General features: G+C 43.0%; 28 protein-coding genes. 17 read left to right on the top strand and 11 right to left on the bottom strand.

Going from position 1 to position 26,049, the window contains the following annotated elements; genetic code table 11:
• Positions 1-227: 227 nt before the first annotated feature.
• Positions 228-668, top strand: a complete 441-nt coding sequence (dtd, locus tag HHA41_RS03130) for a D-aminoacyl-tRNA deacylase (RefSeq protein ID WP_168417660.1) — start codon at positions 228-230, stop codon at positions 666-668.
• Positions 669-725: 57 nt separating this feature from the next.
• Here dtd and HHA41_RS03125 read toward each other — a convergent pair whose 3' ends face one another.
• The 3 genes from HHA41_RS03125 to serB all read right to left on the bottom strand — a co-directional run bounded on the left by HHA41_RS03125 (position 726) and on the right by serB (position 3,368).
• Positions 726-1,205 (bottom strand): SCP-2 sterol transfer family protein, encoded by a 480-nt coding sequence (locus HHA41_RS03125; RefSeq protein ID WP_168460472.1) that lies wholly within the window; start codon positions 1,203-1,205, stop codon positions 726-728.
• A gap of 203 nt (positions 1,206-1,408) precedes the next feature.
• Positions 1,409-1,744, bottom strand: a complete 336-nt coding sequence (gene aciT, locus HHA41_RS03120; protein WP_019838067.1) for a ciprofloxacin tolerance protein AciT — start codon at positions 1,742-1,744, stop codon at positions 1,409-1,411.
• A gap of 403 nt (positions 1,745-2,147) precedes the next feature.
• The gene (gene serB / locus HHA41_RS03115; RefSeq protein WP_168417658.1) at positions 2,148-3,368 is read right to left on the bottom strand and encodes a phosphoserine phosphatase SerB; all 1,221 of its coding nucleotides are present in this window, start codon (positions 3,366-3,368) and stop codon (positions 2,148-2,150) included.
• Positions 3,369-3,446: 78 nt separating this feature from the next.
• On the opposite strand from serB, the gene HHA41_RS03110 reads away from it, so the two are divergent.
• Positions 3,447-4,706, top strand: coding sequence for a hypothetical protein (locus HHA41_RS03110; protein WP_168460471.1), 1,260 nt, complete (start codon positions 3,447-3,449; stop codon positions 4,704-4,706).
• A 90-nt stretch (positions 4,707-4,796) separates the two neighbouring features.
• On the opposite strand, the gene ppk1 is transcribed toward HHA41_RS03110, so the two are convergent.
• The 4 genes from ppk1 to mhpT form a co-directional block, all read right to left on the bottom strand.
• Positions 4,797-6,911 (bottom strand): polyphosphate kinase 1, encoded by a 2,115-nt coding sequence (ppk1, locus tag HHA41_RS03105; protein ID WP_168460470.1) that lies wholly within the window; start codon positions 6,909-6,911, stop codon positions 4,797-4,799.
• 174 nt (positions 6,912-7,085) lie between these two features.
• Positions 7,086-7,712, bottom strand: a complete 627-nt coding sequence (gene pncA, locus HHA41_RS03100; protein WP_168417655.1) for a bifunctional nicotinamidase/pyrazinamidase — start codon at positions 7,710-7,712, stop codon at positions 7,086-7,088.
• Between the two features lie 47 nt (positions 7,713-7,759).
• A complete protein-coding gene (locus tag HHA41_RS03095) occupies positions 7,760-8,161 on the bottom strand; it encodes a hypothetical protein (protein ID WP_168417654.1) in 402 nt (133 codons plus the stop codon).
• A gap of 200 nt (positions 8,162-8,361) precedes the next feature.
• Entirely contained in the window at positions 8,362-9,588 is a 1,227-nt protein-coding gene (gene mhpT, locus HHA41_RS03090) for a 3-(3-hydroxy-phenyl)propionate transporter MhpT (protein ID WP_004974130.1), read from the bottom strand.
• Between the two features lie 699 nt (positions 9,589-10,287).
• On the opposite strand from mhpT, the gene dapA reads away from it, so the two are divergent.
• The 4 genes from dapA (at position 10,288) to HHA41_RS03070 (ending at position 13,115) form a co-directional block, all read left to right on the top strand.
• Positions 10,288-11,187 (top strand): 4-hydroxy-tetrahydrodipicolinate synthase, encoded by a 900-nt coding sequence (gene dapA, locus HHA41_RS03085; protein ID WP_168460469.1) that lies wholly within the window; start codon positions 10,288-10,290, stop codon positions 11,185-11,187.
• Between the two features lie 14 nt (positions 11,188-11,201).
• Entirely contained in the window at positions 11,202-11,798 is a 597-nt protein-coding gene (locus HHA41_RS03080) for a lipoprotein-34 precursor (NlpB) (RefSeq protein ID WP_168460542.1), read from the top strand.
• A gap of 36 nt (positions 11,799-11,834) precedes the next feature.
• Positions 11,835-12,554 (top strand): phosphoribosylaminoimidazolesuccinocarboxamide synthase, encoded by a 720-nt coding sequence (gene purC, locus HHA41_RS03075; protein WP_004974116.1) that lies wholly within the window; start codon positions 11,835-11,837, stop codon positions 12,552-12,554.
• A gap of 348 nt (positions 12,555-12,902) precedes the next feature.
• A complete protein-coding gene (locus tag HHA41_RS03070) occupies positions 12,903-13,115 on the top strand; it encodes a cold-shock protein (protein WP_168417652.1) in 213 nt (70 codons plus the stop codon).
• A 110-nt stretch (positions 13,116-13,225) separates the two neighbouring features.
• On the opposite strand, the gene HHA41_RS03065 is transcribed toward HHA41_RS03070, so the two are convergent.
• Both HHA41_RS03065 and HHA41_RS03060 read right to left on the bottom strand, forming a co-directional pair.
• The gene (locus HHA41_RS03065; protein ID WP_168417651.1) at positions 13,226-14,494 is read right to left on the bottom strand and encodes a replication-associated recombination protein A; all 1,269 of its coding nucleotides are present in this window, start codon (positions 14,492-14,494) and stop codon (positions 13,226-13,228) included.
• A gap of 116 nt (positions 14,495-14,610) precedes the next feature.
• Positions 14,611-15,063: a YcgN family cysteine cluster protein gene (locus HHA41_RS03060; protein ID WP_168417650.1), complete on the bottom strand. Its 453-nt coding sequence runs from the start codon at positions 15,061-15,063 to the stop codon at positions 14,611-14,613.
• A 191-nt stretch (positions 15,064-15,254) separates the two neighbouring features.
• Between HHA41_RS03060 and HHA41_RS03055 the strand changes: the two genes are divergently transcribed.
• From HHA41_RS03055 to HHA41_RS03010, 10 genes are all read left to right on the top strand, one after another.
• Positions 15,255-15,413, top strand: coding sequence for a DUF1328 domain-containing protein (locus tag HHA41_RS03055; protein ID WP_004647174.1), 159 nt, complete (start codon positions 15,255-15,257; stop codon positions 15,411-15,413).
• Positions 15,414-15,615: 202 nt separating this feature from the next.
• A complete protein-coding gene (locus tag HHA41_RS03050; RefSeq protein ID WP_168417649.1) occupies positions 15,616-16,356 on the top strand; it encodes a dienelactone hydrolase family protein in 741 nt (246 codons plus the stop codon).
• 70 nt (positions 16,357-16,426) lie between these two features.
• Positions 16,427-16,789: an HIT family protein gene (locus HHA41_RS03045; protein ID WP_004974104.1), complete on the top strand. Its 363-nt coding sequence runs from the start codon at positions 16,427-16,429 to the stop codon at positions 16,787-16,789.
• 130 nt (positions 16,790-16,919) lie between these two features.
• A complete protein-coding gene (gene mutY / locus HHA41_RS03040; protein WP_168417648.1) occupies positions 16,920-17,954 on the top strand; it encodes an A/G-specific adenine glycosylase in 1,035 nt (344 codons plus the stop codon).
• 60 nt (positions 17,955-18,014) lie between these two features.
• Positions 18,015-18,554, top strand: coding sequence for a M23 family metallopeptidase (locus tag HHA41_RS03035; RefSeq protein ID WP_168417647.1), 540 nt, complete (start codon positions 18,015-18,017; stop codon positions 18,552-18,554).
• 18 nt (positions 18,555-18,572) lie between these two features.
• On the top strand, positions 18,573-18,818 hold the full coding sequence (locus tag HHA41_RS03030) for a hypothetical protein (RefSeq protein WP_168417646.1): 246 nt from the start codon (positions 18,573-18,575) through the stop codon (positions 18,816-18,818).
• A 43-nt stretch (positions 18,819-18,861) separates the two neighbouring features.
• Positions 18,862-19,446 carry a DNA-3-methyladenine glycosylase I gene (locus tag HHA41_RS03025; RefSeq protein ID WP_168460468.1) on the top strand — a complete coding sequence of 195 codons (585 nt, stop codon included), beginning with the start codon at positions 18,862-18,864 and terminating at the stop codon, positions 19,444-19,446.
• Positions 19,447-19,486: 40 nt separating this feature from the next.
• Positions 19,487-20,509 carry an NAD(P)-dependent alcohol dehydrogenase gene (locus HHA41_RS03020; protein WP_168460466.1) on the top strand — a complete coding sequence of 341 codons (1,023 nt, stop codon included), beginning with the start codon at positions 19,487-19,489 and terminating at the stop codon, positions 20,507-20,509.
• Between the two features lie 608 nt (positions 20,510-21,117).
• Positions 21,118-21,822, top strand: a complete 705-nt coding sequence (locus tag HHA41_RS03015; protein ID WP_168460465.1) for an FKBP-type peptidyl-prolyl cis-trans isomerase — start codon at positions 21,118-21,120, stop codon at positions 21,820-21,822.
• Positions 21,823-21,878: 56 nt separating this feature from the next.
• The gene (locus HHA41_RS03010; protein ID WP_168417642.1) at positions 21,879-22,568 is read left to right on the top strand and encodes an FKBP-type peptidyl-prolyl cis-trans isomerase; all 690 of its coding nucleotides are present in this window, start codon (positions 21,879-21,881) and stop codon (positions 22,566-22,568) included.
• Between the two features lie 107 nt (positions 22,569-22,675).
• Here HHA41_RS03010 and murJ read toward each other — a convergent pair whose 3' ends face one another.
• Positions 22,676-24,226 (bottom strand): murein biosynthesis integral membrane protein MurJ, encoded by a 1,551-nt coding sequence (gene murJ / locus HHA41_RS03005; RefSeq protein WP_194559200.1) that lies wholly within the window; start codon positions 24,224-24,226, stop codon positions 22,676-22,678.
• A 61-nt stretch (positions 24,227-24,287) separates the two neighbouring features.
• Positions 24,288-24,869: a 1,6-anhydro-N-acetylmuramyl-L-alanine amidase AmpD gene (gene ampD / locus HHA41_RS03000; protein WP_168417640.1), complete on the bottom strand. Its 582-nt coding sequence runs from the start codon at positions 24,867-24,869 to the stop codon at positions 24,288-24,290.
• Between the two features lie 177 nt (positions 24,870-25,046).
• On the opposite strand from ampD, the gene nadC reads away from it, so the two are divergent.
• Positions 25,047-25,892, top strand: a complete 846-nt coding sequence (nadC, locus tag HHA41_RS02995) for a carboxylating nicotinate-nucleotide diphosphorylase (RefSeq protein WP_168417639.1) — start codon at positions 25,047-25,049, stop codon at positions 25,890-25,892.
• Positions 25,893-26,049 lie beyond the last annotated feature (157 nt).

The raw sequence follows: 26,049 nt of genomic DNA, 5'->3' as shown, positions 1-26,049 counted from the left end.
TGCTCATCATTTCGCGATCCTTCTTGCATTAAAGCATAATTTTTTCAGCAAAAAAGGGCTTTTATCGACAATCTTGTTACAACTTTGCTGCACCGTACGGCTCCATTCCTGTTTCATTTTCGGTGGGTTTATCGCTTAGTTACTTGGAGTAAGCTGATCTTTAATCACGCCAGCGGGCATGAATTTGTTAGAATCTCGCCATCTCTTCACTTAGATTAATACTGAGTATGCGTGCATTATTACAACGGGTTCTTGAAGCTAAAGTCGTGGTCGATGGCAAAATCACTGGCGAGATTCAACAGGGTATTTTGGTGTTCTTAGGTTTAGGCAAAGACGATAATTTTGAAAAAGGCAAAAAGCTGATTGATAAAATTCTGAAATATCGTTTTTTTGATGATGAACAAGGCAAAATGGGCTGGAATGTCAGTCAGGCCAATGGCGGTGTGTTATTGGTTTCACAATTTACCCTCATGGCACAGACCCAAAAAGGTTTACGTCCTGATTTTGGCCCTGCTATGCCCCCACAAGCCGCTCAAGAGCTCTACGAACAATTGGTGGACTATGCCAAAAGCCAGTTTGATCAAGTAGAAACGGGTATTTTTGCTGCCGATATGAAAGTACATCTGGTAAATGATGGGCCAGTGACTTTCTGTTTAGAAGTAGAATAAAGTGCATTAAAAAACCTCTGTCAAAACTGATCAGAGGTTTTTTCACATCATGGCAACTTATTTGCCTGTTTTTTGTTTAATAAACTGACGTGCTAATTTAATTTTTTCTTTTACAGGTTTTGGCAATTTAGGCGGAATTAATTTCGCTGCTTGGTTAAACCAGACCAACAAGCCAAAATCACCTTCCATTTTAATGCTGCCATTTTGCATACCAGTCATAAACGCAGTTGGGTCACCTTTCATCAAGGTTTTTACCCCTTGCTCGCTGTCTGCAAACTGCAACACAAAATCCGCTTTTTCTGCATCGCCAGCAACCGTATCAATATGACCATTGTTGACAATAATTTGACGCGCCATGCCCAAATCTGTACCAATTTGAATACGGAACTGACGCTCATGCACCAACTCAATAAATTTTGGACTGGTACGTGCCAGCTGTTTCATGCGTAATGCCAAACCTGCCACTAAAAGGTCAAGTGGATCGGTACTGACATCAACTAAAGGAAGTTTGACCACAGGAATTGCAGAAAGTTTCATGACTGTGAAGCCTATTGTAATTGTTGGAGAGTTGATCGCATCATCCTATCACAACTCCTGCTTTTTACCGCAAGGCTTTGTATAACAATCTTAAGCTGGATGTTAAACTTTTGTCGCACACTTTATGGGTGAGTTAGCCGTGTTTATAAACTAAAAAAGATGCAAACCTGTTGCATCTTTTTTAAATCAAGGATCTATTTTAATTAACGGCTTGAGCATTGCTGCTGATCATCTTCATACACTGGGGTATGTTCAATATAGCGGCGTTTTGCCAAAGCACGTTCTGCGCGTCGATCTTCTCGTAATAATAATAAAGTTACCAATGCCATCGCCAAGCAAATTGCAGACAGATAACTATAGGTAATTGGCAGCTCAAACACACGTTGTACACTGTAGCGTACCACTTCTAACAAGCCCCAAAAAACCATACCTGCCAACATAAAGTTTAACCAGCGACGATAAGGCGAAAAGAAAACAGCAATCAACGCAGCTGCGACTAGGCTTAAGCCAACAATGGTCGCTAAATTCGCTGTTACCATAAAAACCTCCGTCTAAAGATGCAGCCTCATTTTTTAAATTGGTCTGCGACTTCAAATACCGTTTAAATAAATAATGGATGTCGATTTAAATTCTATGCATGCATTATGCTGCGTTTTTTCGATAAAAAAAGACTTGTATTTTCATAAAGCGACACACCTTGTCGCAATATTATATTGTCATTACATTTTTTTAATTTGGTAGTTTTCGGGAAGTGAAGCAGGCTCTTTATTCGCGTGTCATTACAAAAAAACACCTTATATTTTTGCCCTAAAAAAATTTTTTTTGATTCGATCTTGTTGTTGTTTTTATCGGCAGTTTTTCCTTACCGTTTATCGTTATCTGCTGATTATACAAACAAAAAACGCAGCATGACTGCCGCGTTTTTTTCATTGATTTGTCATATTAGGCGCGGTTCAAATCTTTGTCATGCACACCCAATAAGTACAGCACACCATCTAATCCAACACTAGAAATGGCTTGATTGGCATTCTGACGCACCAAAGGTTTAGCACGGAATGCTACACCTAAACCTGCAATGGAAAGCATTGGCAAGTCGTTGGCACCATCCCCCACAGCAATGGCTTGCTCTAAAGAAATACCCATTTTTTCTGCCAGTTCACGCAGTAATAATGCCTTACGTGCCCCATCGACAATATGGCCTTTAACCTCACCCGTTACCACGCCATTTTCCACATCTAAAATGTTGGCATGTACTTCATCAATCCCTAGTTTTTCCTGTAGGTATTCTGCAAAATACTGGAAACCACCCGACAAAATTGCAGTGCGATAACCCAAGGATTTCAGCGTTGAAATTAAACGCTCGGCACCTTCAGTGACTGTAAGTCGCTCTGCAATTTTAGGTAACACTGCAGCATCTAAGCCTTTCAGCAATGCCACACGGGCACGGAAACTTTGCTGAAAATCCAATTCACCCTGCATGGCACGTTCGGTAATTTCAGCTACCTGATCGCCTACACCTGCTTCAATAGCCAACTCATCAATCACTTCCTGCTCAATCAGAGTCGAGTCCATATCAAAACAAACCAAACGGCGGTTACGGCGGTAGGCATTGTCTTCTTGAACGGCAACATCCACACTCAGTTCATTCGACAAGCTTAAACACGCGGCACGCATAGCCACAGCATCGAGCATTTGCCCACTTAAACCAAACTGCACACAGGCACGTTTAGGTTCATCTACAGATGCATTGAGCTGTGGACGACCCGACAAACGCGTCACTGTTTCAATATTAAAGCCCTGACTAGACACAATATGCGTGACAGCCTGCAAATGTGAGGCATTTAGCTCGGGTGCCAGTGCCGTTACGATATAACGGGTGCGGCCACCTTCGTTTACCCATTGCTCATATTCGGTTGCAGAGATTGGTTTAAAACGCACTGTTAAGCCAATATCATGTGCTAAAATCAGAATCTCCTTCATGGCTAAAGCAGTTGCAGTCTGGTCTTCTGATGCAACAACAATACCTAAAGTCAGTTGATTATGAATAACAGCTTGGCCAACATCTAAGATTTGTAAGGAATGAGCGGACAATACCTGCATTAATCGAGTAAACTGATTAGGTTGGTCAGGTCCTAAAAATGATATAAGAATGATTTCTCGCATGAATTGACTCGGGTCTGAGCTACAACTATTGTGAGAATCATAATCTAAATTGAATATAAATGCCTTGGAAGTTTTACCTTGAATGCGCCTAGACAAGGGCTATTTGCTAGCCTATTGATTGTAAGTTTTGCTTTTCACACCTTTTTATTGGTGCTTGCAACAACACACCAATTGAATGAAAACCGCGCCAATCAGGGGCAGTTAATGACCAGCCAACTGGTCACCGACAGCCTTTCTGAGCTGGAACCTGCCAATACGGTATCGCTGGCCTTGTTGGTGAATCGCTATGCCACCAATCCAAGCATTGCTTCTATTCGCATTTTAGATGCCCACAATCAGGTCTTGGCCACAGGTGGACAATCACGTACTCGTCAAGGCGAAGTTTTTGTACGTGATGCGCTGGTGAATGAAAAGAAAGTCGGCAGCATTGAAATTACGCTGATTCAACCGAGTATTGGTGAAATTTTACGAACACAGTGGCTAGCAACATTATTGTCTTTAATTATTCACAGTTTATTGTGGTTAGCATATCGAGCCATTGCCCGTCCAAGCCGTAGTGAATATCTGGCACGTATTAACAACGAGTCACGCTTAAAACATGAGTTGCAAGCTTTAACACAGGCACTGGAACAAGAAAAACACCAAACTGCCTTGGCATTGGCTCAAGCTCAGCAGCAGCCTAAACCAGTCTTGCCACCTAAAACCAATAAAGCCATTGAGCCTGCGCAACCCGAAAATAACATTGCACTCAATATTCAGTTTTATGATCCAAAACAGTTATTAGACACCGTCAATCAAACTGTTTCTGTACCATATTTTAGTCTGTGCCAAATTTTTCTAAATAAAAGCATTGAATTGTGCGTACAGCACTACAAACTAAACCGTTCAGATATTCAAACCGTGCAACCCTTCCATGAAGAAGGTGCAACCCTCAGTATTGCAGCCAATACGCCTAATGCTGTGCCATGTATGGCCATGATTGGCACCGTATTCCAATTGTTGTCAGAAGTACTCTATAAGCGCTACCGTGAAGAAAAACGCTTCGTGTTACAAACCCGTAGTGGTTTATCTACTTCGGTAGACGCCATGCAGCTGTCTGCTGCTCAAGCGGCAGAGCGATTGGTTAATCAACTGTCTGCCCGCGAAAATGCCGTGCACTTGCCCAATGAATTGTTAGACGAGTTATCTGCGCATTATGAGTTGGTAAGTATGCCAAATCCAACCAATGTATTGATGCGACACGCCTTTATGGTCAATGGCATGGACAGTGCTTCGGCTGAACTGGCACAAAGCCTTAGAACTGAAATTTTAAAAGGTAAATCTTCTAAAAGTGCTTAAATAATAAAAGTACGGTGAAGCTCACCAGAAAACAAAAACCTGAGTGGAAATATCACCACTCAGGTTTTTTATTTTGGGATACTTGCCTGTTTATAGATTCAGTTGCTTTTGTTCCACCAAATGCATTTGTGCACTATAAGCCGCTGATTGACCAACCTCTGCTTTGTTCCACTCACCATTGGCCTGAAGTTCCCAAGCATTTTGGTTGTCATGTAAATAACTCAGCAAGCCATCTTCTACAATGCGTTGTTTAATTTTCTCATCCAAAATTGGGAAGCAGGTTTCCACCCGTGAAAATAAATTGCGTCCCATCCAGTCGGCACTGGCACAGTACAATTTTTTCGCCCCGCCATGCTCAAAATAATAAACACGAGTATGTTCCAGAAAACGTCCCACAATCGAACGCACATGAATACGTTCCGACATGCCTTTGACTTGTGGAATCAAACAGCAAATTGAGCGAATAATTAAGTCAACCTGTACCCCTGCCTGCGAAGCACGGTATAAGGCCGTAATCAATTCAGGCTCTGTCAGTGCATTGACTTTAATCATAATTCGGGCAGCTTTGCCTGCTTGCGCAAAGGCAATTTCTTGCTCAATCAGTTTCAACAACTCACTATGCAAGGTAAATGGTGCGTGCAGCAAAGTTTTTAATTTTGCCGATCTGCCCATGCCTGTAAGTTCCTGAAACACACGATGCACATCTTCACAAATATCAGGATGTGTGGTCATTAAGCCATAGTCGGTGTACATGCGCGCATTGCCCGCATGATAGTTCCCCGTACCCAAATGCACATAGCGCACCAACTGGTCTTGCTCACGGCGCACAATCAAAATCATTTTGGCATGGGTTTTATAGCCCACAATACCATACACCACCACAGCACCCGCCTCTTGTAAGACGTTGGCCACCATAATGTTGGACTCTTCATCAAAACGTGCCCGCAGCTCAATCACTGCCGTAACTTCTTTACCATTACGTGCAGCTTCTGCAAGTACCTGTACAATTTCAGAGTCAGGGCCACTGCGGTACAAAGTTTGCTTAATTGCCAATACATTTGGGTCTTTCGCCGCTTCTTTAAGTAAATTAATCACAGGCTGAAAAGAGTCAAAAGGATGATGCAGCAACACATCCTGCTTTTTTAGAATTTCAAAAATTGGTTTTTGCTTCCGAAATACTTTGGGAATAACAGGCACAAAAGGTGGATACTTTAATTCAGGACGGTCAAAACTACTGGTCAGACGTGATAGATTGATTGGGCCACTAATCCGATAGAGTTGTTGTTCATCTAAATCAAATTCTGTTAGCAAGTAGTCAATAATGTCTTGCGGGCAGTCATCTTCAATTTCCAAACGCACTGCGCGACCAAAACGACGCGATGAAAGTTCATCTTTAAGGGCTACCGCCAAATCATCAACATCTTCTGCCAAAATCAGGTCTGCATTACGCGTCACCCGAAATGCATAGCAGCCTGTAGCCTTCATGCCTGGGAATAAATCATTGATATGCTGTTGGATAATAGCCGTCAAGAAAATGTGTTCTGTCGCACTGCCTGCAACTTCTTTAGGTAAGTTGATTAAACGAGGCAATGAACGTGGCGCAGGTACAATCGCCATTTCAATTTCTCGCCCAAAGGCATCCTTGCCCTGCAAACTAACAATAAAGTTCAGGCTTTTATTGACTAAACGTGGAAATGGATGCGAAGGGTCAAGGCTGATTGGCGTTAAAACAGGTTGTACCTGACGCGCAAAATAGTCGGCAATCCAAGCCTTATGTTTATCTAGAATGTCTTGAAACTGAATAAAATGAATCCCCAAGCTTTGTAACTGCGGCAAAATTGCAAAGTTTAAGGTGTCATATTGCTGTTTGACCGCCTGATGGACTTTATCTGACAGCTCTGCCAACACGTGTTCAGTTGGAATTGCATCTGGGGTACGGGTAATCGCATTCAAATCGAGCTGCTTCATTAGCCCAGCGACTCGAATTTCAAAAAACTCATCTAAATTACGTGAAAAAATAATTAAAAAGTTCAACCGTTCTAAAATAGGTAAATCAGGGTCTAATGCTTGCGCCAAGACCCGACGGTTAAACTCAATTAAGGAAAGTTCACGATTAAAATAAGTATCAGATGAATGCTGAAAGTGTTCCATATCTTCTCTATGCTGTTTTGGGACAGTCTGCTTATTTCGCCTCAGTGCAGGCATGGTAGGTAGAGATTATGACAATCATGTTACACCCACAACCAATTGCAGAACATTTCGTCAGTACAAGGTCAATCTAAGAAATTGATTTTGTTTGTTTTATCTTACATTCAATACATTTTTATAGCAAAACAGCACTTTTAGTGACTTCTTTTATCTTAGACCATGTATCTGACATTAATTTAAAATATCTGCACTTTGAATCCGCTGCACACCATGTGCCAGCATTTGTTGCCATGCCTGCTGCAAAGAACCATTTAGATCAATGGCTTTGGTGGCATCTTCAATCACATAAGTCTGAAAGTCTAACTGGCAAGCATCCATTGCCGTCCATGCCACACAAAAATCGGTGGCAATGCCCACAATATAAACCGTATCAATCCCACGTGCCTTTAAATACGCGGCTAATCCTGTTGTGGTTTTGCGGTCGGCTTCCATAAAGGCAGAATAACTGTCTATTTCAGGGTGGAAACCTTTGCGAATAATCAGTTGTGCTGTTGGTAAATCTAGGTCTGGGTGTAGTTCAGCATCGGACGTACCTTGCACACAATGCACAGGCCAAAGTACCTGCTCACCATAGCTGAGCTGAATCTGTTCATAAGCTTGCTTGCCCGCATGGTTTGCCGCAAAGGATACATGCGTTGCAGGATGCCAGTCTTGCGTAATCACAATATTATGAAACACGCGCCCAAGCGCATTAATGCAGGGAATGATTTGATCGGCGTCGGCAACGGCCAAATTTCCACCCGGACAAAATCCGTTTTGCACATCCACCACAATCAGGGCGCTATTGACCTGCTGCATGCTGTTTCCTTTTCAAAGCTAAACACTGCCATCAGCATAGCTGAAATTTAAACCTGAGTTGTATCACTTTGATAAAAATAAAAAGAACCCTGTTCCACACAATGTTGATAGGCGGGCAGTTGTGACAATAACTGCCGTACAAAACGCGGATAGACTTTGGCTTTACGTGCTGTGGCAGCATGGAAATAAAAATAAGGCAGTGGATGCCGAGTCAAATAGTTCACCAAATGTTGTCGGGCTAAAGACATGACCTGAAAGGCATCAATCCCTGCATTAACATCTTCATAAGTGGCTTGATCTGCAAACGCCAGCCATGCGTTTTGTTTTGGGGATGTCCGTGTTGCCTGAAACTTGCGTTTAAGTTCTAAAATAAATTCGTATTCAACCAAATACAGTGAAAACTGCTGTTGGCTGACCTGAAACTCAGCAATCAATTTTTTCTGTTTCATGTCCATCACACTCTTATTTTTTTAACTGTTTTTTTACGTTCTATTATACCCTTTGTGGTGGATATCCCTCGATAAAACAGGCAGCTGTGCGACAGTACTTGTCACACTAAATCAAGCGGTTTGCTCACTCAAAATTTTCAATCAAAACAAAAAATAGCCCGCATTGCGGGCTATTTTGACTTCAAGCTGTTCTCATCCTTTTAAACAGTTTGAATACGGCGTACCAATAACAACATGAAGACTGCTGAAATAATGATACAAGGAATGGCTGCTGATACGACCCCTGCCGCACCAAAGCCTGCTGCCAATAACTGACCCGCAATTGCAGGGCCAAGCATTGCCCCCACACGGCCAACGGCAGAAGCCACACCTACCCCTGTACCACGTACTTCAGTTGGGTAAACAATACTACCAAAAGCATACAACACGCCCTGACAGCCAATCACGAATGCACCCACCAAGGCCGATGCCATATACATTTGGGTCAGTGAACCTGCTGCATTCAGTGCAAATAAGCCTGCCAAAATGCCACCGTACATCAACAAAATAACGTAGGCTTTTTTCCAGCGGTCGGTCAGCATACCTAAAATTACGGTACCTACAGTTGCACTCACCATAAAGTAGAACTGTGCTGTACTGCCTTCTTTACGTGAGAAACCTAACTCCATAAATAAGGATGGCAACCAGCTCAACATGATGTAAACCACCATTAAGGTAAAGAAGTAGCTCACCCAAATAAATAAGGTACGCATTAAGTTTTGTGAGTTAAATAAATCTTTAAAAGATGCTTTAGGCGCAGCATTTTGTGCGGCCAAATGATTGCCTGCTGCTTGTGCTTTTAAAAACTCACGTGATTCTGGCAATAACCACATCATCAACGGAATCACAATAAACGGAAGCAAACCGCCCAAATAGAAAATGTTTTTCCAGTTTGAACCAAAATCTGTACTGGCCACTAAAGATAAAATGGCTGCACCCACAGGCATACCACAATACATTAAGCCCACAGCACGACCACGGTTTTGTGGTGAAACTGCTTCAGAAGCCAAGGTAATCAAAATTGGCATAGCAGCACCTAAGCCCGCACCCGCCAAGAAACGTACCGCCAATAAACTTTCAAAGCTATTGACCCAAACGGTACACAAAGTAAATAAGGCAAATACCGCAGTCGACCAAATCAGTACTTTTTTACGACCAATACGGTCTGCAAATCGTCCACCAACCAATGCCCCAGGCAATAAACCTAAAATACCCGCACTAAAAAACACCCCAAGTTGTGAGCTGTCTAGTCCAAAATGTTCACGAATACCCGCAGCCGCAATACCCGCTGCCTGAATATCTAGGCCTTCAATGACTGCAATTAAAAAACAGATCGCAACGGTAATCACCGCATGCCGTTGATCTGTATGTTGTGTTGATCTATCCATTGGGTCCCTCTACTAGAATTAGATAGCCATGTGAAAGCCTGCATCTTGCGCAGTTTTAAACAGCAGCAATAGCTATCAATAAGTGTTAGACCAAAGTGATTTTTTGAAGATCAGAAGACAGTACAAATAAATTGTGCGGCAAAAAAACATAGCGAAAAAAACAATAATTCAGCTGCGTTCCCATCATTTTTTTGAATAAATACCACTATTTCGCTAGAAAATTCTCACTATTTAAGAAGCCTGCATGAAGCAGAGTAGACTTAAAAGCTATTAATCTAAAAGGCAAAAACCCCATATATTCCGATTAAAACACTCAGATATAAGAGCTATAAACTCTGAATTGAGTGTTTTTTTCTATAATAATCATGGTTTCAGCGACAAATTTCAGCCTGCAGCATTAAAAATGGCTCACGTAGCATGATCTAAATACCTGCAGAAAATCATTTCAGCTTTGCTGCGATCGTTTTTGCTTTTTATTGTGAAAACAAATACCTGTTCAATTCATTTTTTTACTGAACTTCACAAAGTTTCTGTTTGCTTTGACGAAAGCATATTGTTCTGACACACTGAATCAGTCATAATTTGGCTAAGCATTATTTAATCAAATTGATTAAATTTTGACCCAAATCAAAATACTGCAACCATCCACGTCTTCTTTTCTACACCATTGTGGATGGAAAAATAGGATCTTTTTAAAAAATGACTCAGCAAGCACAGACCATTCAAGGCTCAATTGTCGCAATTGTCACCCCAATGTTAGAAGATGGCAGCGTAGATTGGAAAGGTCTCGAGAAGCTGGTTGAGTGGCACATAGAACAAGGCACCAACAGTATTGTTGCTGTGGGCACAACTGGTGAAGCATCGACCCTAAGTATGGAAGAGCACACCAAAGTGATCGCAGAAATTATTCGCGTCGCAAATAAGCGTATTCCTGTCATTGCTGGTACTGGTGCAAACTCAACGCATGAAGCCATCGAACTGACCAAAGAAGCACAACAACTGGGCGCAGATGCAGCCCTATTGGTAACGCCTTATTATAATAAGCCAACCCAAGAAGGTTTATATCAACACTATAAAGCCATTGCAGAAGCGGTAGATTTACCGATCATTCTATATAACGTACCAGGTCGTACGGGCGTAGACATGTCTAACGAAACCGTCATTCGCTTGGCCGACATCCCGAATATTGTGGGCGTAAAAGACGCAACAGGCGATGTGCCACGTGGTCAGGAATTATTGGCTGGCTTAAACGGCAAAAACATGGTGGTTTACTCGGGTGATGATGCGACGGCATATCAACTGATGCTACACGGCGCACAAGGCAATATTTCTGTAACTGCCAATGTTGCACCGAAAGCCATGAGCCAAGTCTGCGCAGCAGCAATTGCAGGTGATGCGGCAGGTGCAGAGCAACAGAACAGTACGATTGCAAATTTACACAATATTCTATTTTGTGAATCGAACCCAATTCCTGTGAAATGGGCACTTCATGAAATGGGATTAATTGGTACAGGGATTCGCCTACCATTAACTCCGCTTGCAGAACAATATCGTGCACCGCTACGCGAAGCCCTTCAGGCTGCGGGTGTCATTCAATAAAAGAGCTTAGTATGATGCAATTACGTTTTGGTTTTATCGCCGCACTTTCAGTATTGAGTTTGGCTGGTTGTAGTTCTCTGGCCATTAACAATGGTTCATTGGACTATAAAGACACCACCACTTTAGCACCACTTCAATATCCTGAAGGTTCTGTGGTTCGACCTGCAACGCCATTGTATCCTGCACCAAGCGTTGACCCGCTCGCAACGGCCAATGCGCCTAAGCTTGAAAATTCACGTGGCAACCGTTTTGCAATGCCACGTCCTGAAGCTGTGCAAGCGAATACGACTGTTGAAGACAGTACTCAAATTGGCCGTCCTCAGCCTGTAGTTGATGGAAACCAAAATCCGTTACTCAAAATTGATGGAAATTCTGCTACAATTTGGCAATACACTCTTGCCACCCTCAGCAGTCTGAATTACAGCATTGTTGGTCAAAGTAAGAACCGTTACGAGGCAACCATTAAGGTCGATCAACAGATTTATGTCTTAAGATTGACCTCTGTCGGTTCGAGCAACAACTTAGCCGTGTTCAATGCCGATAACAGCTTTGCAGACCAAGAAAAAGCTGCAGATCTGTTGGCCCAGATTTACCAAAATTGGCCAGCCTAGCCGTACTAGGCATTTTTTTTTGAAAAAGGTTCCCTCATGTTAAAACAAACCTTGCTCTATACTGGTAAAGCGAAATCTGTTTATACCACAGACAGTGCAGACCACCTGATTTTAGTCTTTCGTGATGATGCCTCTGCGTTCAATGGCGAAAAAATCGAACAACTAGATCGTAAAGGTAAGGTGAACAACCGTTTTAACGCCTTTATCATGGAAAAATTGGCTGAAGCGGGTATCGAAACTCACTTTGAAAAGCTACTTACACCAAACGAAGTATTGGTGAAAAAATTAGACATGATTCCTGTAGAATGTGTAATTCGTAACTACGCTGCAGGTTCACTTTGCCGTCGTTTAGGTGTAGAAGAAGGCAAAGAATTAACCCCACCAACATTTGAATTGTTCTTTAAAGACGATGCGCTTGGCGATCCGATGGTCAATGAATCTCAAGCGATTGCTTTAGGTTGGGCCAATGCAGAACAATTGGCAAAAATGAAAGAACTGACTTACCAAGTCAACGATGTATTAAAAGCATTGTTTGATGCAGGTAACATGATTCTGGTCGATTTCAAACTTGAGTTTGGTGTATTCCACGACCGTATCGTATTGGGCGATGAATTCTCTCCAGACGGTTGCCGTTTATGGGACAAAGACACCAAGAAAAAGCTCGACAAAGACCGTTTCCGTCAAGGTTTAGGCGGTGTGGTTGAAGCTTATGAAGAAGTTGCTGCACGTTTAGGCATCGACTTAGACAACATCTAATCTACAGTTGTCTTGAATTCTAAAGGCCGAGCTATTTTGCTCGGCTTTTTCATTTTTACTGTGCCAACAAAGCACAAATTACAAAGCGGATTTGTTCAACATAAATGAATTTAGAAGACATGACCTGATTGCCTTTTTTAAATTAATTTGAATTTAAATTGTGTATTCTGCAATTCCGTGTATGCTTGTACCCATACTAGAAAAATATGAAGTTCGTTTTAATCGTCTAAGTCCGTAGTTTTATTTTGTAATCCTTCGTTTTGTTCAGATTTTAAGTCGCATCTTTTTCCCAGTTATTCCAAATCTTTTTAGATTGCAAAATATTAAAATTCAGCAGGATATTTCCCTATGTCGAATACTACGATGAAAGGCACTGTAAAGTGGTTCAACGAAACTAAAGGTTTTGGCTTTATTCAACCAGAATCAGGTCCAGACGTGTTTGCACACTTCAGCGAAATTGCACACTCAGGCTTCAAGACTTTACATGAAGGTCAACAAGTTGAATTCAGCGTAACTCAAGGTCAAAAAGGCCCGAACGCTGTAAACATCAAACCGCTTTAAGTCTTTGCTTACAGACACCTCTTTGATGTCTGTAAACCAATGCAAAAAAGCTCAAGTGTATGCTTGAGCTTTTTTTATGCCAATTATTTTTATCAGCTGCACTAAATAGCTTATGACTGATTTTGCTGCCAGCGACGTTGCTGTAAACGCTCGCCTTCAACCTCACGCTTATTACGTGCTGACTCATACAGTTTAGTGCCTTTCAATTCAGGTGGCATATATTCCTGCAGCACAAAATGCTCTGGGTAATTGTGTGGATACAAATAATCTACCCCGTAACCCTGTTCTTTCATCAGCTTGGTTGGTGCATTGCGTAAATGCAGTGGCACTGGCAAGTTCGCTGTTTTTTCGGCCAAATCCATCGCTTTGTTAATTGCCAAATAAGTGCTGTTACTTTTGGCACTGGTGGCCAGATACACCGCACATTGTCCTAAAATAATCCGTGCTTCAGGCATACCAATGACTTGTACCGAACGGAAGCACTCGCCTGCCAACAACAAGGCATTCGGGTTAGAATTGCCTATATCTTCTGAAGCTGCAATTAACATACGGCGCGCAATAAAAGTCGGGTCTTCACCACCTTTGAGCATGCGTGCCATCCAATACAATGCTGCATCGGGGTCACTGCCACGAATTGACTTAATAAAGGCAGACACCAAGTCATAATGCTGTTCGCCCGACTTGTCATAACGGGCAATATTTTGTTGTGCGACCTTCACCACAATGGCATTGGTGATGATGTTTTCTACATCTGGTTCAAAGGTACTTGCAACCAAGTCCAGTAAGTTTAAAGCCTTGCGTGCATCGCCTGCGGCAAACTGAATTAGAGCATCAAATTCTTCAATCTGAATATAACGGTCTTTTAAGAACTGATCTTGCTGAATGGCTTGTGTTAGCAAGGTCTGAATTGCATCGGCATCTAGCGCTTTTAAGGTATAGACCTGACAGCGAGATAACAAAGCACTGTTCACTTCAAATGAAGGGTTTTCAGTCGTCGCACCAATTAAGGTGATTTTGCCCTTTTCAACTGCATTCAATAAGGCATCTTGCTGTGACTTATTAAAGCGATGAATTTCATCAATGAAGACCACAGGTGTAAGTAAGTCACCGCCTTCGGCAATAATTTCACGCAGCTCTTTGACCCCAGTATTCAGCGCAGAAAGGCTGATAAAAGGACGATCTACCGCCTGTGCCAACAATAAAGCAATGGTGGTTTTTCCGACCCCTGGTGGTCCCCAAAATATAATTGAAGGCAAATGCCCCTGATCAATCATTTGGCGCAATGGTGCTTGCTCACCCAGTAAATGATCTTGGCCGATAATTTGCGCTAAATCACGTGGGCGCAAGCGCTCAGGCAGCGGAATATGACTTTCTGACATCTTGTTATTTCTATACTTGACTTCACTCTAGTCTACTATGATCTCAGGCTTTGGAGTATTTCTAATCGTGCTGATTTATTCTGAAACTCTAAGCGTGACCTTACATTGAAAATAAATCAACGCACCCAGCGCACCACATAATCTTCAATATCTTCTTCTGCAACATCCAATTCTGAAATACAGCGCCCTGCCGCAGATTTTTTGGCTTTAATCACACTTTGTCGCGAACCTGTATTTAAATAATGCCAAGACGGCAAATTTTTACCTTCTTTTAAACGTCGATAAGCACAACTTGGCGGCAACCAGTGAATTTTTTCCAGTTTTTCTGGGGTAAGTTGAATGCAATCGGGTACGAATTCAAAGCGATTGGCATAATCTGAACAACGCGCTGTGTTGCAATCCAGTAACTTACACGACACTTTGGTATAAGCCACTTCCTGCGTGTCTTCATCTTCTAATTTGACCAAACAGCATAAACCGCAACCATCGCACAAGGCTTCCCATTCCGCTGTAGTTAAGGCATTCAGCGGATAGTTTTTCCAAAATTCAGGTCGTAATTGATCAGACATAGCGCACAAAAAATATATAAACCGCCCCATTATAACAGCCTTCTGGGGACTTGTAGGCTTGCTTTAGTCTTTAAACGAATCAAACACTTAACTTTAATAACTGAACATTTAATACACAAAAACAAAACAGTGCACTGCGCGCACATCCCTATACTGAATTCAGAAGCTATAAAAACACATGGAGAAAAATTATGTTTCGTTGGGCTATTATCTTTGCAGTAATTGCATTAATCGCGAGTCTACTTGGTTTTGGTGGTGTTGCAGGTCTGTCTAAAGACTTTGCCATTATCTTATTAGTCATTGCTGTTATTCTGGCAATTGTTGGTTTCTTATCTCGCGGGAAAGTCTAGTCAGACATTCTGCAAAACTTAAATAAAAAAGAAGGATGATTCCTTCTTTTTTTTTATGCCTGTTTTTAAGTAAATCCATACCCATTCCACGATTTTTAAAATATTTTCTCACATTTATAAGCAGGTTTTACCCTGTTTTTAAAAATGCGTGCCATATTATTATGCTTTAATCATGGCATTGAAAACGATAAGGAAAGAAGGCATGGCTTTAGCAATCAAAACTCGCGAAATTGAATATACTGCTGCAGATGGAAGCAAACTGATTGGTTATTTTGCAGCACCAGAAACCAGCGAAGCTGTCGCGGGCGTGATTGTCGCACCTGAATGGTGGGGACGCAATGAATACACCGAACAACGTGCCCGAGAGCTGGCTGAACATGGTTTTGCTGCACTGGCAATAGACATGTATGGCGACAAAAAAGTCACCACCACCGCCACTCAAGCCAACGAATGGATGATGCAAACTTTTGAAGATGCAGACACAATTGTGACTCGTGCGTCTGCAGCTTTAGACGCTTTAGCTGCCCAACCTGAAGTAAATCGCGATAAACTCGCTGCAATTGGCTTCTGTTATGGTGGCAAAGTGGTCCTTGATTTGGCGCGTTCTGGTGCTCCTGTGCAAGCCGTCGTGACCTTCCACGCGAACCTAAGCCCGAAAGCCCCTGCACAACAAGGTCAGGTTCAAGCCGAGATTTTGGTATTGCATGGTGAGCTAGACAGCATGGTGACTTTAGAAGATGTAGCAAGTTTCCGTGAAGAAATGCATGCGGCACAAGTTGACCATGAAGTGATTATTTTTGAAGATGCCAAACACGGCTTCAGTAACCCTCAAGCCGATGAGCGTGCTAAAGCCAACGGTGTAGATTTAGGCTACAACGCTTCTGCAGAGCAGCAAGGTTTAGCGGCAATGTATGAAGTGCTAGATCGACGTTTGGCCAATTAATCTGCTGTACATATAACGCAGCATATACTCAACGCAAGCCAAAGAAAATTTTAAAGAAGAGGATATAACAATGACTGAGCAATGCCCTTATTGCAATTATGATGATTACGATGTTTTGGCAAAAAATGAATTTGGGGTGATTTTGCCTGAACCGAATGCCCTGTCTAAAGGACATTGCGTAATTATTCCAATACGTCATGTGGGTTCTTTTTTTGAAGTCACCGACAAAGAGCGTAAAAGCCTGTTGTCTTTATTGGAACTGGCGCGCAATGAGTTGCAATTACGTCATCAGCCTGCGGGTTTTCACATTGGCTTTAATGATGGCGATGTATTCGATGCCAAATCTGAGCATTTACACATCCACATTATTCCGCGTTATGAAGGTCAGACCTTAAAACTGGATAACCGTTGGGGCATGAGCGGTCAAATCTAAGCGACTGCTTTTTTCTCTCAACAGGGTCAAGCCCAAATAAAAGAAGATGCTGCGTCATCTTCTTTTTTATGCACCTCATTCCTGCGCCAGTTTGGCTATACTAGGCCGCTACTTTACAAACTGGGTTCGCATGACTGCTTTTTCATTTTCTGATGCTCTCCTCACGTGGTTCGATCAACACGGACGCCATGACTTACCGTGGCAAGTGGCCAATGATCCTTATGCGGTGTGGGTGTCTGAAATTATGCTGCAACAAACTCAGGTCAAAACCGTATTGCAATATTTTGAGCGTTTTATACAGCGCTTCCCTACCGTACAAGACCTAGGCCGTGCCACATGGGATGAAGTTGCCCCTTATTGGGCCGGTTTAGGGTACTACGCCCGCGCCCGTAACTTGCATAAAGCAGCCGCAATTGTGGCACAGCAAGGGCATTTCCCAAGCACCTTGGAACAATGGATGGCCTTGCCTGGCATTGGTCGCTCTACAGGCGGTGCCATGATGTCACTGGGTTTACGTCAATACGGCGTAATTATGGATGGCAATGTAAAGCGCGTATTGGCACGCTTTTTTGCCATTGAAGATGATTTATCCAAACCTGTGCATGAACGTGCCATGTGGCAACTGGCAGAGCAGCTTTGCCCTGTCACACGTAACCATGACTACACCCAAGCTATTATGGACTTAGGCGCCACCATTTGTACCCCGAAAAAACCATTGTGCCTTTATTGTCCTATGCAGCAACACTGCAAAGCCCATCAACAAGGTTTAGAACAAGAGCTACCGTTTAAAAAACCGAAAAAAGCCGTACCTGTAAAATCTGCACAGGTGTTGGTGTTGCAATGTGCTGAACAATGGCTCTGGCAACAGCGTCCCAATACAGGACTGTGGGGCGGGCTATGGTGTCTACCTGTGATTGAAGATAGATTGGCTTTTGAGCAGTTGTGCCAAAGTTTAGGTCTTAAACACGTGCAGCAACGTGCACAAATTTCTCACAGTTTTACCCATTTCACCTGGCAGCTCGAAGCCATTTGTTTTCAGGTCGATGCCGATTTGCAAGAACACCTTGCGATTGAGCTAAATGCACAATGGTTAAGCCCGCAACAAGCCAGTGATTTAGGAATTCCCACTGCCATGAAAAAATTGATCTCGGCAATCAATCTATGACATAGTCAAACATTGTGAACACTCAACGCATTGCATTCACTGCTATTACAAGGATGTTCTATGTTTCGATGGATTGCCATTTTAAGCGTATCGATGCTCATGCTGCTGATAGCCGCCTGTAGTTCTGCCCCGAAAAAACCCAGTACACCCTTACCACCCGACTTGGTACGCAAACTCAATCAAATGCAATTAAAAACCCGCTTGCCCATTCCAGTGCGAGGCATTAAAGCAAATCGACTTAGTGACACTTGGGGTGCTTCACGCAGCAATGGACGCCTGCATGAAGGCATCGACATCATTGCCCCTAAAGGCAGCAAAGTGTATAGCGCCACCGAAGGTTTAATTGCAGATTTACGCGATAATCGCTTAGGTGGTAAAGTGATTTGGATACTCGGCCCCGCAGGCACTTGGCATTATTATGCACACTTAGATGGACATAAGCGTGGACTCAAAGTTGGCGATTATGTCAAAGCTGGGGCACATATTGGCTATGTGGGCAATACAGGCAATGCCCGACATACCGCAGCACATTTGCATTATGGGCTCTATTTAAATGGTAAAGGACGCGGTGCGGTCAATCCTTATCCTTATTTACGTTAATTTTGTTAGGAACATTTCATGTCTGAAGCCCTGATTAATCGACTGGTGGAATTTGCTGAATCTGGCAATCAACAAAAAATTGTATTGGCAGGACAAAGCCATCAAGGTTGGGTCATGGAAATTACCGAAGATGCCTTGCTCATCAGCACAGGCTACTCAGATAAAGTCGGTAAAGATAACTGGATTTCCTTTCAGGACTTAGAACAGGCCGAATTATATTATTGGGATAACCAAAACGACCAATGGGCGCAATTTCAGCTCTAATCTGCCCGATTATTTTATGCCTTAATTGATCAGGAGTACGCACATGACCTTACAACGCTGTGGCTGGTGCTCTGATGATCCGCTCTATATGGCCTATCACGATTTAGAATGGGGACGGCCTGTCTTTGCAGAAGCACATCTGTTTGAAATGCTTTGCCTAGAAGGCCAACAAGCAGGTTTGTCTTGGATTACCGTTCTAAAAAAACGTGAAGCTTATCGCCAGCATTTTTTTCAATACAGCATTGCTGAAATTGCAGCCCTCAGTGATGACGAGATCGCACTTAAATTACAAGATGCAGGCCTGATTCGGCACGCAGGTAAATTAACTGCCATTCGTGACAACGCAATTGCATGGCAAAAATTAAAAGATGATGAGATAGATGTTGTGAAATGGCTCTGGGATTTTGTCGCACAGCAGCCAATTTCTAATGACGTGCCAGACTATCGTCTTGCCCCTGCACAAACCACAACCAGTGTGGCCATGTCTAAAGCCTTAAAGAAAAAAGGGTTTAAATTTGTAGGGCCAACTACCTGTTATGCCTTTATGCAGGCCGTTGGTATGGTCAATGACCATGAAAATCACTGCAACTTTAAAACCCTGACAAAGGTTCAGCATACTAATCCTTAGCCGTAATCACACAGTCAGCCCATGACAAGGACAATGCAATATGAGTAATACCATTCGAGCCTATGCCGCAATGCAAGCGGGTGAACCACTACAAGCCTATGAGTTTGATGCAGGTGAACTGCAGGCACATCAGGTGGAAGTCAAAGTTGAATATTGCGGCTTATGTCATTCCGATCTCTCGGTCATTCAAAATGACTGGCATTCTTCGGTCTATCCTGTAGTGGCAGGACATGAAATTATTGGCACCATTACCCAATTGGGTGCAGAAGCCAAGGGCTTAAAAGTTGGACAACGCGTAGGTATTGGCTGGACAGCAGACAGTTGCCAATACTGCGATGCCTGTATAGCGGGTGAACAAGTACTGTGCAGCAATGGCACTACAGCCACCATTGTTGGGCATGCAGGCGGTTTTGCCGATAAAGTCCGAGCAGGCTGGCAATGGGTCATCCCCTTACCCGATGCGGTCGATCCTGTCAGTGCAGGACCGTTACTCTGCGGCGGTATTACCGTATTTGATCCGATTCTGAAACACCAAATTCAAGCAGTGCATCATGTTGCTGTGATTGGTATTGGTGGCTTAGGCCACATTGCAATCAAACTCTTAAAAGCATGGGGCTGTGAAATTACGGCCTTTAGTACTAACCCCGACAAAACTGCAGAATTGTTGGCCATGGGGGCAGATCATGTGGTGAACAGCCGTGATGCCGCTGCGCTTAAAACCCAACGTGGCAAATTTGACCTGATTTTAAGTACGGTAAATGTGAGCTTGGACTGGAATGCCTATTTAAGCACGCTGGCACCGCATGGCACTATTCACATGCTAGGTTTAGCGCTGGAACCCATGCCTATTAAGGCAGGCAGCTTGATTGGTGGTGCAAAATCAGTGACGGGGTCTTCAACAGGTTCACCCAAAGCTCTGCGTCAATTACTTCAATTTGCAGCACGCAAACAGATTGCCCCGCAAGTCGAAGTTTTTCCAATGTCACAGATCAATCAGGCCATTGAACATTTGCATCAAGGCAAGGCTCGCTATCGGGTGGTGTTAAAGGCCGACTTTGACTGATTTTAAGTTAAATCAGGATAGTCAAATATATTTATGTCTATCTTTATTTAGGTAAAACCGCTTATCTAAAAACCTAGATAACATGAAGATACTCGGAAGTGTCATCCACAACCTGAGCAAAAACAAGCACTGCTTTGTTTGCAGCGCAAGTCAACTGTGGATGAATAGTTCTAATATGGCGAATAAATAAGTGGTAATAGCACAGCATCGCAAGATGGTTTTCTTGCGATGCTTTCAACTTTTCATTTTACCGAATGAGAGTATATTTCGTAAAAGTGGGCCGAACCGAAGGTTAATCCAATTATTGGACGACAAGCCCACAGAACGCTGTCTTAATCATTTTACGATTACAATAAAAATTTTCCTGCAGCTCAAACTAAATCAGAGTTTTCTTAATTTGCTCACAGCGAATCCTGAATTGATAAGATTTATGTATAAAAAATGTTTTAGATATTCAGTCTGTTATAGAATAAACTGCGTAAGCAGCATATATTAAAACGTTGAATCGATACCTGCTTCAACGCAGGTATCAAAATAGAAAAGTCTGTAAAAAAGTCTGCTAAGATGAATGCTGCTTTTTTAACTATAAAATGAATTTGAGAAAACCTATGAGTAAAGCCTTACCCATCGCTGTTGCTGTAATTTTAGGCGGTGCTGCACTTGTTCCTGTTTATTATGCCTCTCAAAACCCTGCGGTTGCGACTTCTAAGGCGTCTGCAAATGCCTCAGCCGTTGAAAAAATCAGCTACGCTTTGGGTTATGAAGTGGCACATCAAACCCCACCAGAGCTGGACATCAACAGCTTTGTAACAGGTGTGCGTGAAGGTCATGCGCGTAAACAACCTGCTTATACTGAAGAAGAACTACAAAAAGCCTATGAACAGTTCCAGCAAGAGTTGCAACAAAAACAAGCGACTCAAGCACAAGCTGCCCAAACTGCCAGTGATTCATTCTTAACTGAAAATGGTAAAAAAGCAGGCGTACAAACCACAGCATCTGGCTTACAGTACCAAGTCGTTAAAGAAGGTACAGGCAAACAGCCAACAGCAAGCTCTGTGGTGAAAGTGCACTACACCGGTAAACTGGTCGATGGCAAAGTATTTGACAGCTCAGTACAACGTGGCGAACCAATTGAATTCCCACTAAACCAAGTGATTCCGGGTTGGACTGAAGGCTTACAACTTATGAAAGAAGGCGGCAAAGCCACGCTGTATATCCCATCACAATTGGGCTACGGTGAACAAGGCGTACCGGGTATGATTCCTGCCAACAGCACCTTAATTTTTGATGTTGAACTGATTGAAGTGAAATAACAACATCGCCCTTTCAGGAGAGCTTGGCTCTCCTGTATTGTCTTAGGACGGAAATAATGAAAAAACACCTCGCCCTTGTGTGTATTGCGCTACTCAGTAGCAGTGGTTTTGCAAAAACAGTAACCAATAAAAGCCCTGTCGCAGATCAGGTGGGTTATAGCTTTGGCTATTTAATGGGGCGAAGCAATGCTGAAACGCTAAAAGACATTGATTTAGAAGCCTTTATGACAGGCTTAAAAATGGCTACCCAAGACCAGCCTGCTAGTCTGAGCGATGAAGAAATGGCGCGGGTTTTAACCCAATTTAGAAAACAAGCCGAAGCCAAGCAACTGATTGAACTGAAAAAAGTAGCCGATGCCAATGCAAAAATTGGGCAAGCCTTTTTAAGTAATAATGCCAAAAAGGCAGGGGTAAAAGTCACTAAGTCTGGCTTGCAATATCAAGTCTTACAAGCGGGTGCAGGTAAATCACCAAAAGCCACCTCGACTGTCAAAGTCCATTATGAAGGTCGCCTAATTGATGGTACAGTATTTGACAGCTCCATTGCTCGTGATCAGGCTGCTGAATTTCAGGTGAGTCAAGTCATTCAGGGCTGGACAGAAGGTTTACAACTCATGAAAGTCGGTGCCAAATACCGCTTCTTCATTCCTGCTGCATTGGCCTACGGTCAAATTGGCTCAGGTGATGCCATTGAGCCAAACAGTACACTTATTTTTGATGTGGAACTCTTAGAGATTTTAAAATAATCACCGCTCACACTTTTGATCAAGCGCTGAGAGAAAAATACCGCAATTTAAATTGTGGTATTTTTTTACTTTGATGTTTGGGATGCATTCAACAGCGATTTCTGTATTTATGGTTTTAAATGACGTGGTCTAAAACCTGTTGCCAATAAACCAATCGCATACGCCAGTACCCCTACCACACATAGTGCAGTCACTTCAGCGACACGCATCCACTGTGATACATCACCGTTATACCAAGTTAAGGCGTACCACAACGCAGCAATCATCACCGCATTGGCAACGGAAAATTGCAGAATAAGTTTTTTCCAGTGTGCACCAAAACGGAAAATCTTACGCTGATGCAAATAAAAATACAGCATGCCAGCATTGACCAAAGCCGAACCTGAAGATGCCAACGCCAATGCCATGTGCTCAGCTTCCCAATCAATCAGTTTAAAGAAGCCAATGAACACCACGTTTAAAATGGCATTGGCTGCTACGGCCATTAAACCAACACGTACTGGGGTTTTGGTGTCTTGCTGCGCATAAAAGCCTGGTGCAAAAACTTTAATCAGCATGAATGAAATTACCCCTGCACTCATACATTGCAAGGCCAAAGCCGTCATTTGAGTGTCTTGAAAGGTAAACTGACCACGCTCAAACAAGGCCTGAATAATCGGGGTAGACAACATAAACAGTGCAATACTGGCAGGTACACCCACCAAAATAATCACCCGTGCCGCCCAGTCCATCATGCCACGGAATTTATCCATATTCTGTTCTGCATGACGTGCAGACAGTGACGGTAAAATAACTGTACCAATCGCCACACCAATTAAACCTAGCGGCAACTCTGTCATACGTTCTGCACTATACAACCAAGATACCGAACCATCCTGCATAAAAGAGGCCCAAATGGTATTGAGTAACAGGTTAATTTGCGTGACCGACACCCCAAACAAGGCAGGCAGCATCAGCTTCATAATCCGATCCACACCTTCGTGTTTAAAATCAACCTTGGGTGGAATCAGCAGTTTTTTACGCCACAATTCAGGAATTTGAATTGCAAGTTGTAAAGCACCCGCAATAATCACCGCCCAGCCCAGTGCCATAATTGGCTCTGCCATGTACGGCGTGAGCCATAATGCCCCTGCAATCATTGCCAGATTCAGCAATACAGGTGCAAAGGCAGGCGTAGTAAATGAGCCGTAGCTGTTTAAAATACTGCTGGCAAATGCCGTTAACGACATAAACAACAAATAAGGAATGGTCAGGCGGAACATATCTGTCGCCAAAGCGAACTTGGCTTGGTCGCTATGGAAGCCTGGTGCGTAGATATACATTACTGCAGGTGCAGCCACCATGGCAACAAAGGTTAGCCCTGTCATTACTGTCATTAGACAGCCAAAAACCCGACTAATCAGAATTTGCACTTCGGCATGGGTACGACTGGTTTTGTATTCGGTCAGTACCGGAATAAAGGCCTGCGAAAATGCCCCTTCGGCAAACAAGCGCCTGAAAAAGTTGGGAATACGAAACGCCACCACAAAGGTATCGAAATCTTTACCTGCACCAAATACATTCAGCAACACCACGTCACGGACTAATCCAAGTACCCGTGACAGCATGGTCATTGCACTGACAATAAAGGTCGATCGCCAAAGCGCCATCGTTACCACCCAATTAAAAATTTAGTCGCTATTGTAATCAAAGCATCAACAAAGTTTTGTTATTGATTGATCAATTTTTTCTGTAATGTTTAGCTTGAGATAACTGTTCACGAAAACGCTGCCAGTCAAAAAACGGCCCAGGGTCAGTTTTACGACCAGGGGCAATATCGGAATGCCCTGCAATATGCTGCTGAATACGTGGATACGCCTGTTGCAAGGCCTGCACCACTTGTACCAAACGTGCATACTGTACCTCTTCAAAAGGTAAATCGTCACTGCCTTCCAGCTCAATACCTATCGAATAATCATTACATTCAGGCTGTGCCATATAACTAGAACGCCCTGCATGCCAAGCCCGATCTGCAAAATTGACAAATTGTAGCACTTCGCCTGTTCTTAAAATCAGCAAATGTGCCGACACTTGCATGCCCTGAATAGTCTGAAAATAAGGATGCTGCGACCAATCCAGCTGATTCTGAAAGAACTGCTCAATATAGCCCCCGCCAAATTGTGACGGCGGCAAACTAATATTGTGGATGACCAGCAATTGAATCTCTTGGTCTGTCGGACGGGCGTTGAAATTTGGAGATGGGACTTGTCTTGCCCCCTGTAATTGTCCTTCAACCACCTGAAACGACGGCTCATGCTGCATAAGGCAACCCTCAAGCAATTAGAAAAGAAAAATAGAAGTCTATTTTCAGTTTAATGCCAAGCCATGGCAATGAACATCTTAAATTACACCCGAACGTGGCTAAAAAATACATCCAGACGCAGAACAATGCTAATATAACGCGCAATTTTCATGGGCAAAACCGACACGGAAAATCTTATGAGCATCTCTCCATCTTTGCTTGAACACTCTATCCAAATCAATATTCAGCAAGCGCTGCAAGAAGATATTGGCGATGGTGATATTACCGCATTACTGACCCCTGAAGATGAGCAGGCCACTGCGACCATTATCAGCCGCGAAGATATGATTCTGGCAGGCCAGCCGTGGGTAAATGCACTGATTCAAGCTTACGATGCCAATGTTCAAGTGACTTGGTTAAAAAATGATGGAGATCGAGTTGCTGCTAACGAAGCCTTTTTAAAATTGGCAGGTTCAGCTCGCAGTCTATTAACCGTAGAGCGTCCTGCATTGAATTTTGTGCAAACCTTGTCTGCGGTTGCCACCAAAACTGCGGCTTATGTACAACAGCTTGAAGGCTTAAACACCAAATTATTAGATACCCGTAAAACCTTACCAGGTTTACGTATTGCACAAAAATATGCCGTGACTGTCGGTGGCGGTCAAAACCATCGTTTAGGCTTGTTTGATGCCTTTTTAATTAAAGAAAACCACATTATGGCAGCGGGTGGCATTACTCAGGCAATTGCCAAAGCACATGCCATTGCTCCAGGTAAGCCTGTAGAAGTTGAAGTGGAAACTTGGGATGAACTCAATCAAGCCCTCGATGCCAAAGCTGATATTGTGATGCTCGATAACTTTAGCCAGCAACAGATGATAGATGCTGTTCAGCATGTGGCGGGTCGTTGCAAACTTGAGGCTTCAGGCAATATCACCATTGAAAATTTACGTGAAGTGGCCAGCACAGGTGTTGATTATATTTCGATGGGTGTCTTGACCAAAGATGTGAAAGCTATTGATTTATCGATGCGTTTCAATGCTTGAACTTAGATAAGTTGAAATTCAGGAGGCAAGCTTGCCTCCTTTTTTATGCCTGAATTTCTACTCAATCATCATCTTCGTTGTCGTTGTCGTTGTCGTTGTCGTTGTCGTTGTCGTTGTCGTTGTCGTTGTCGTTGTCGTTGTCGTTGTCGTTGTCGTT

This window comes from Acinetobacter sp. A1, from assembly GCF_012371315.1.
Classification (GTDB): domain Bacteria; phylum Pseudomonadota; class Gammaproteobacteria; order Pseudomonadales; family Moraxellaceae; genus Acinetobacter.
Note: the sequence above shows the minus strand (reverse complement) of the source record. Positions and strands in the feature narration are given on the sequence as shown.

Bases quoted from the DNA above. Each gene is read 5' to 3' on its own strand.
- dtd (WP_168417660.1), top strand. From the start codon at position 228: ATGCGTGCATTATTACAACGGGTTCTTGAAGCTAAAGTCGTGGTCGAT.
- HHA41_RS03125 (WP_168460472.1), bottom strand. From the start codon at position 1,205: ATGAAACTTTCTGCAATTCCTGTGGTCAAACTTCCTTTAGTTGATGTC.
- aciT (WP_019838067.1), bottom strand. From the start codon at position 1,744: ATGGTAACAGCGAATTTAGCGACCATTGTTGGCTTAAGCCTAGTCGCA.
- serB (WP_168417658.1), bottom strand. From the start codon at position 3,368: ATGCGAGAAATCATTCTTATATCATTTTTAGGACCTGACCAACCTAAT.
- ppk1 (WP_168460470.1), bottom strand. From the start codon at position 6,911: ATGCCTGCACTGAGGCGAAATAAGCAGACTGTCCCAAAACAGCATAGA.
- pncA (WP_168417655.1), bottom strand. From the start codon at position 7,712: ATGCAGCAGGTCAATAGCGCCCTGATTGTGGTGGATGTGCAAAACGGA.
- HHA41_RS03095 (WP_168417654.1), bottom strand. From the start codon at position 8,161: ATGAAACAGAAAAAATTGATTGCTGAGTTTCAGGTCAGCCAACAGCAG.
- mhpT (WP_004974130.1), bottom strand. From the start codon at position 9,588: ATGGATAGATCAACACAACATACAGATCAACGGCATGCGGTGATTACC.
- dapA (WP_168460469.1), top strand. From the start codon at position 10,288: ATGACTCAGCAAGCACAGACCATTCAAGGCTCAATTGTCGCAATTGTC.
- HHA41_RS03080 (WP_168460542.1), top strand. From the start codon at position 11,202: ATGCAATTACGTTTTGGTTTTATCGCCGCACTTTCAGTATTGAGTTTG.
- purC (WP_004974116.1), top strand. From the start codon at position 11,835: ATGTTAAAACAAACCTTGCTCTATACTGGTAAAGCGAAATCTGTTTAT.
- HHA41_RS03070 (WP_168417652.1), top strand. From the start codon at position 12,903: ATGTCGAATACTACGATGAAAGGCACTGTAAAGTGGTTCAACGAAACT.
- HHA41_RS03065 (WP_168417651.1), bottom strand. From the start codon at position 14,494: ATGTCAGAAAGTCATATTCCGCTGCCTGAGCGCTTGCGCCCACGTGAT.
- HHA41_RS03060 (WP_168417650.1), bottom strand. From the start codon at position 15,063: ATGTCTGATCAATTACGACCTGAATTTTGGAAAAACTATCCGCTGAAT.
- HHA41_RS03055 (WP_004647174.1), top strand. From the start codon at position 15,255: ATGTTTCGTTGGGCTATTATCTTTGCAGTAATTGCATTAATCGCGAGT.
- HHA41_RS03050 (WP_168417649.1), top strand. From the start codon at position 15,616: ATGGCTTTAGCAATCAAAACTCGCGAAATTGAATATACTGCTGCAGAT.
- HHA41_RS03045 (WP_004974104.1), top strand. From the start codon at position 16,427: ATGACTGAGCAATGCCCTTATTGCAATTATGATGATTACGATGTTTTG.
- mutY (WP_168417648.1), top strand. From the start codon at position 16,920: ATGACTGCTTTTTCATTTTCTGATGCTCTCCTCACGTGGTTCGATCAA.
- HHA41_RS03035 (WP_168417647.1), top strand. From the start codon at position 18,015: ATGTTTCGATGGATTGCCATTTTAAGCGTATCGATGCTCATGCTGCTG.
- HHA41_RS03030 (WP_168417646.1), top strand. From the start codon at position 18,573: ATGTCTGAAGCCCTGATTAATCGACTGGTGGAATTTGCTGAATCTGGC.
- HHA41_RS03025 (WP_168460468.1), top strand. From the start codon at position 18,862: ATGACCTTACAACGCTGTGGCTGGTGCTCTGATGATCCGCTCTATATG.
- HHA41_RS03020 (WP_168460466.1), top strand. From the start codon at position 19,487: ATGAGTAATACCATTCGAGCCTATGCCGCAATGCAAGCGGGTGAACCA.
- HHA41_RS03015 (WP_168460465.1), top strand. From the start codon at position 21,118: ATGAGTAAAGCCTTACCCATCGCTGTTGCTGTAATTTTAGGCGGTGCT.
- HHA41_RS03010 (WP_168417642.1), top strand. From the start codon at position 21,879: ATGAAAAAACACCTCGCCCTTGTGTGTATTGCGCTACTCAGTAGCAGT.
- ampD (WP_168417640.1), bottom strand. From the start codon at position 24,869: ATGCAGCATGAGCCGTCGTTTCAGGTGGTTGAAGGACAATTACAGGGG.
- nadC (WP_168417639.1), top strand. From the start codon at position 25,047: ATGAGCATCTCTCCATCTTTGCTTGAACACTCTATCCAAATCAATATT.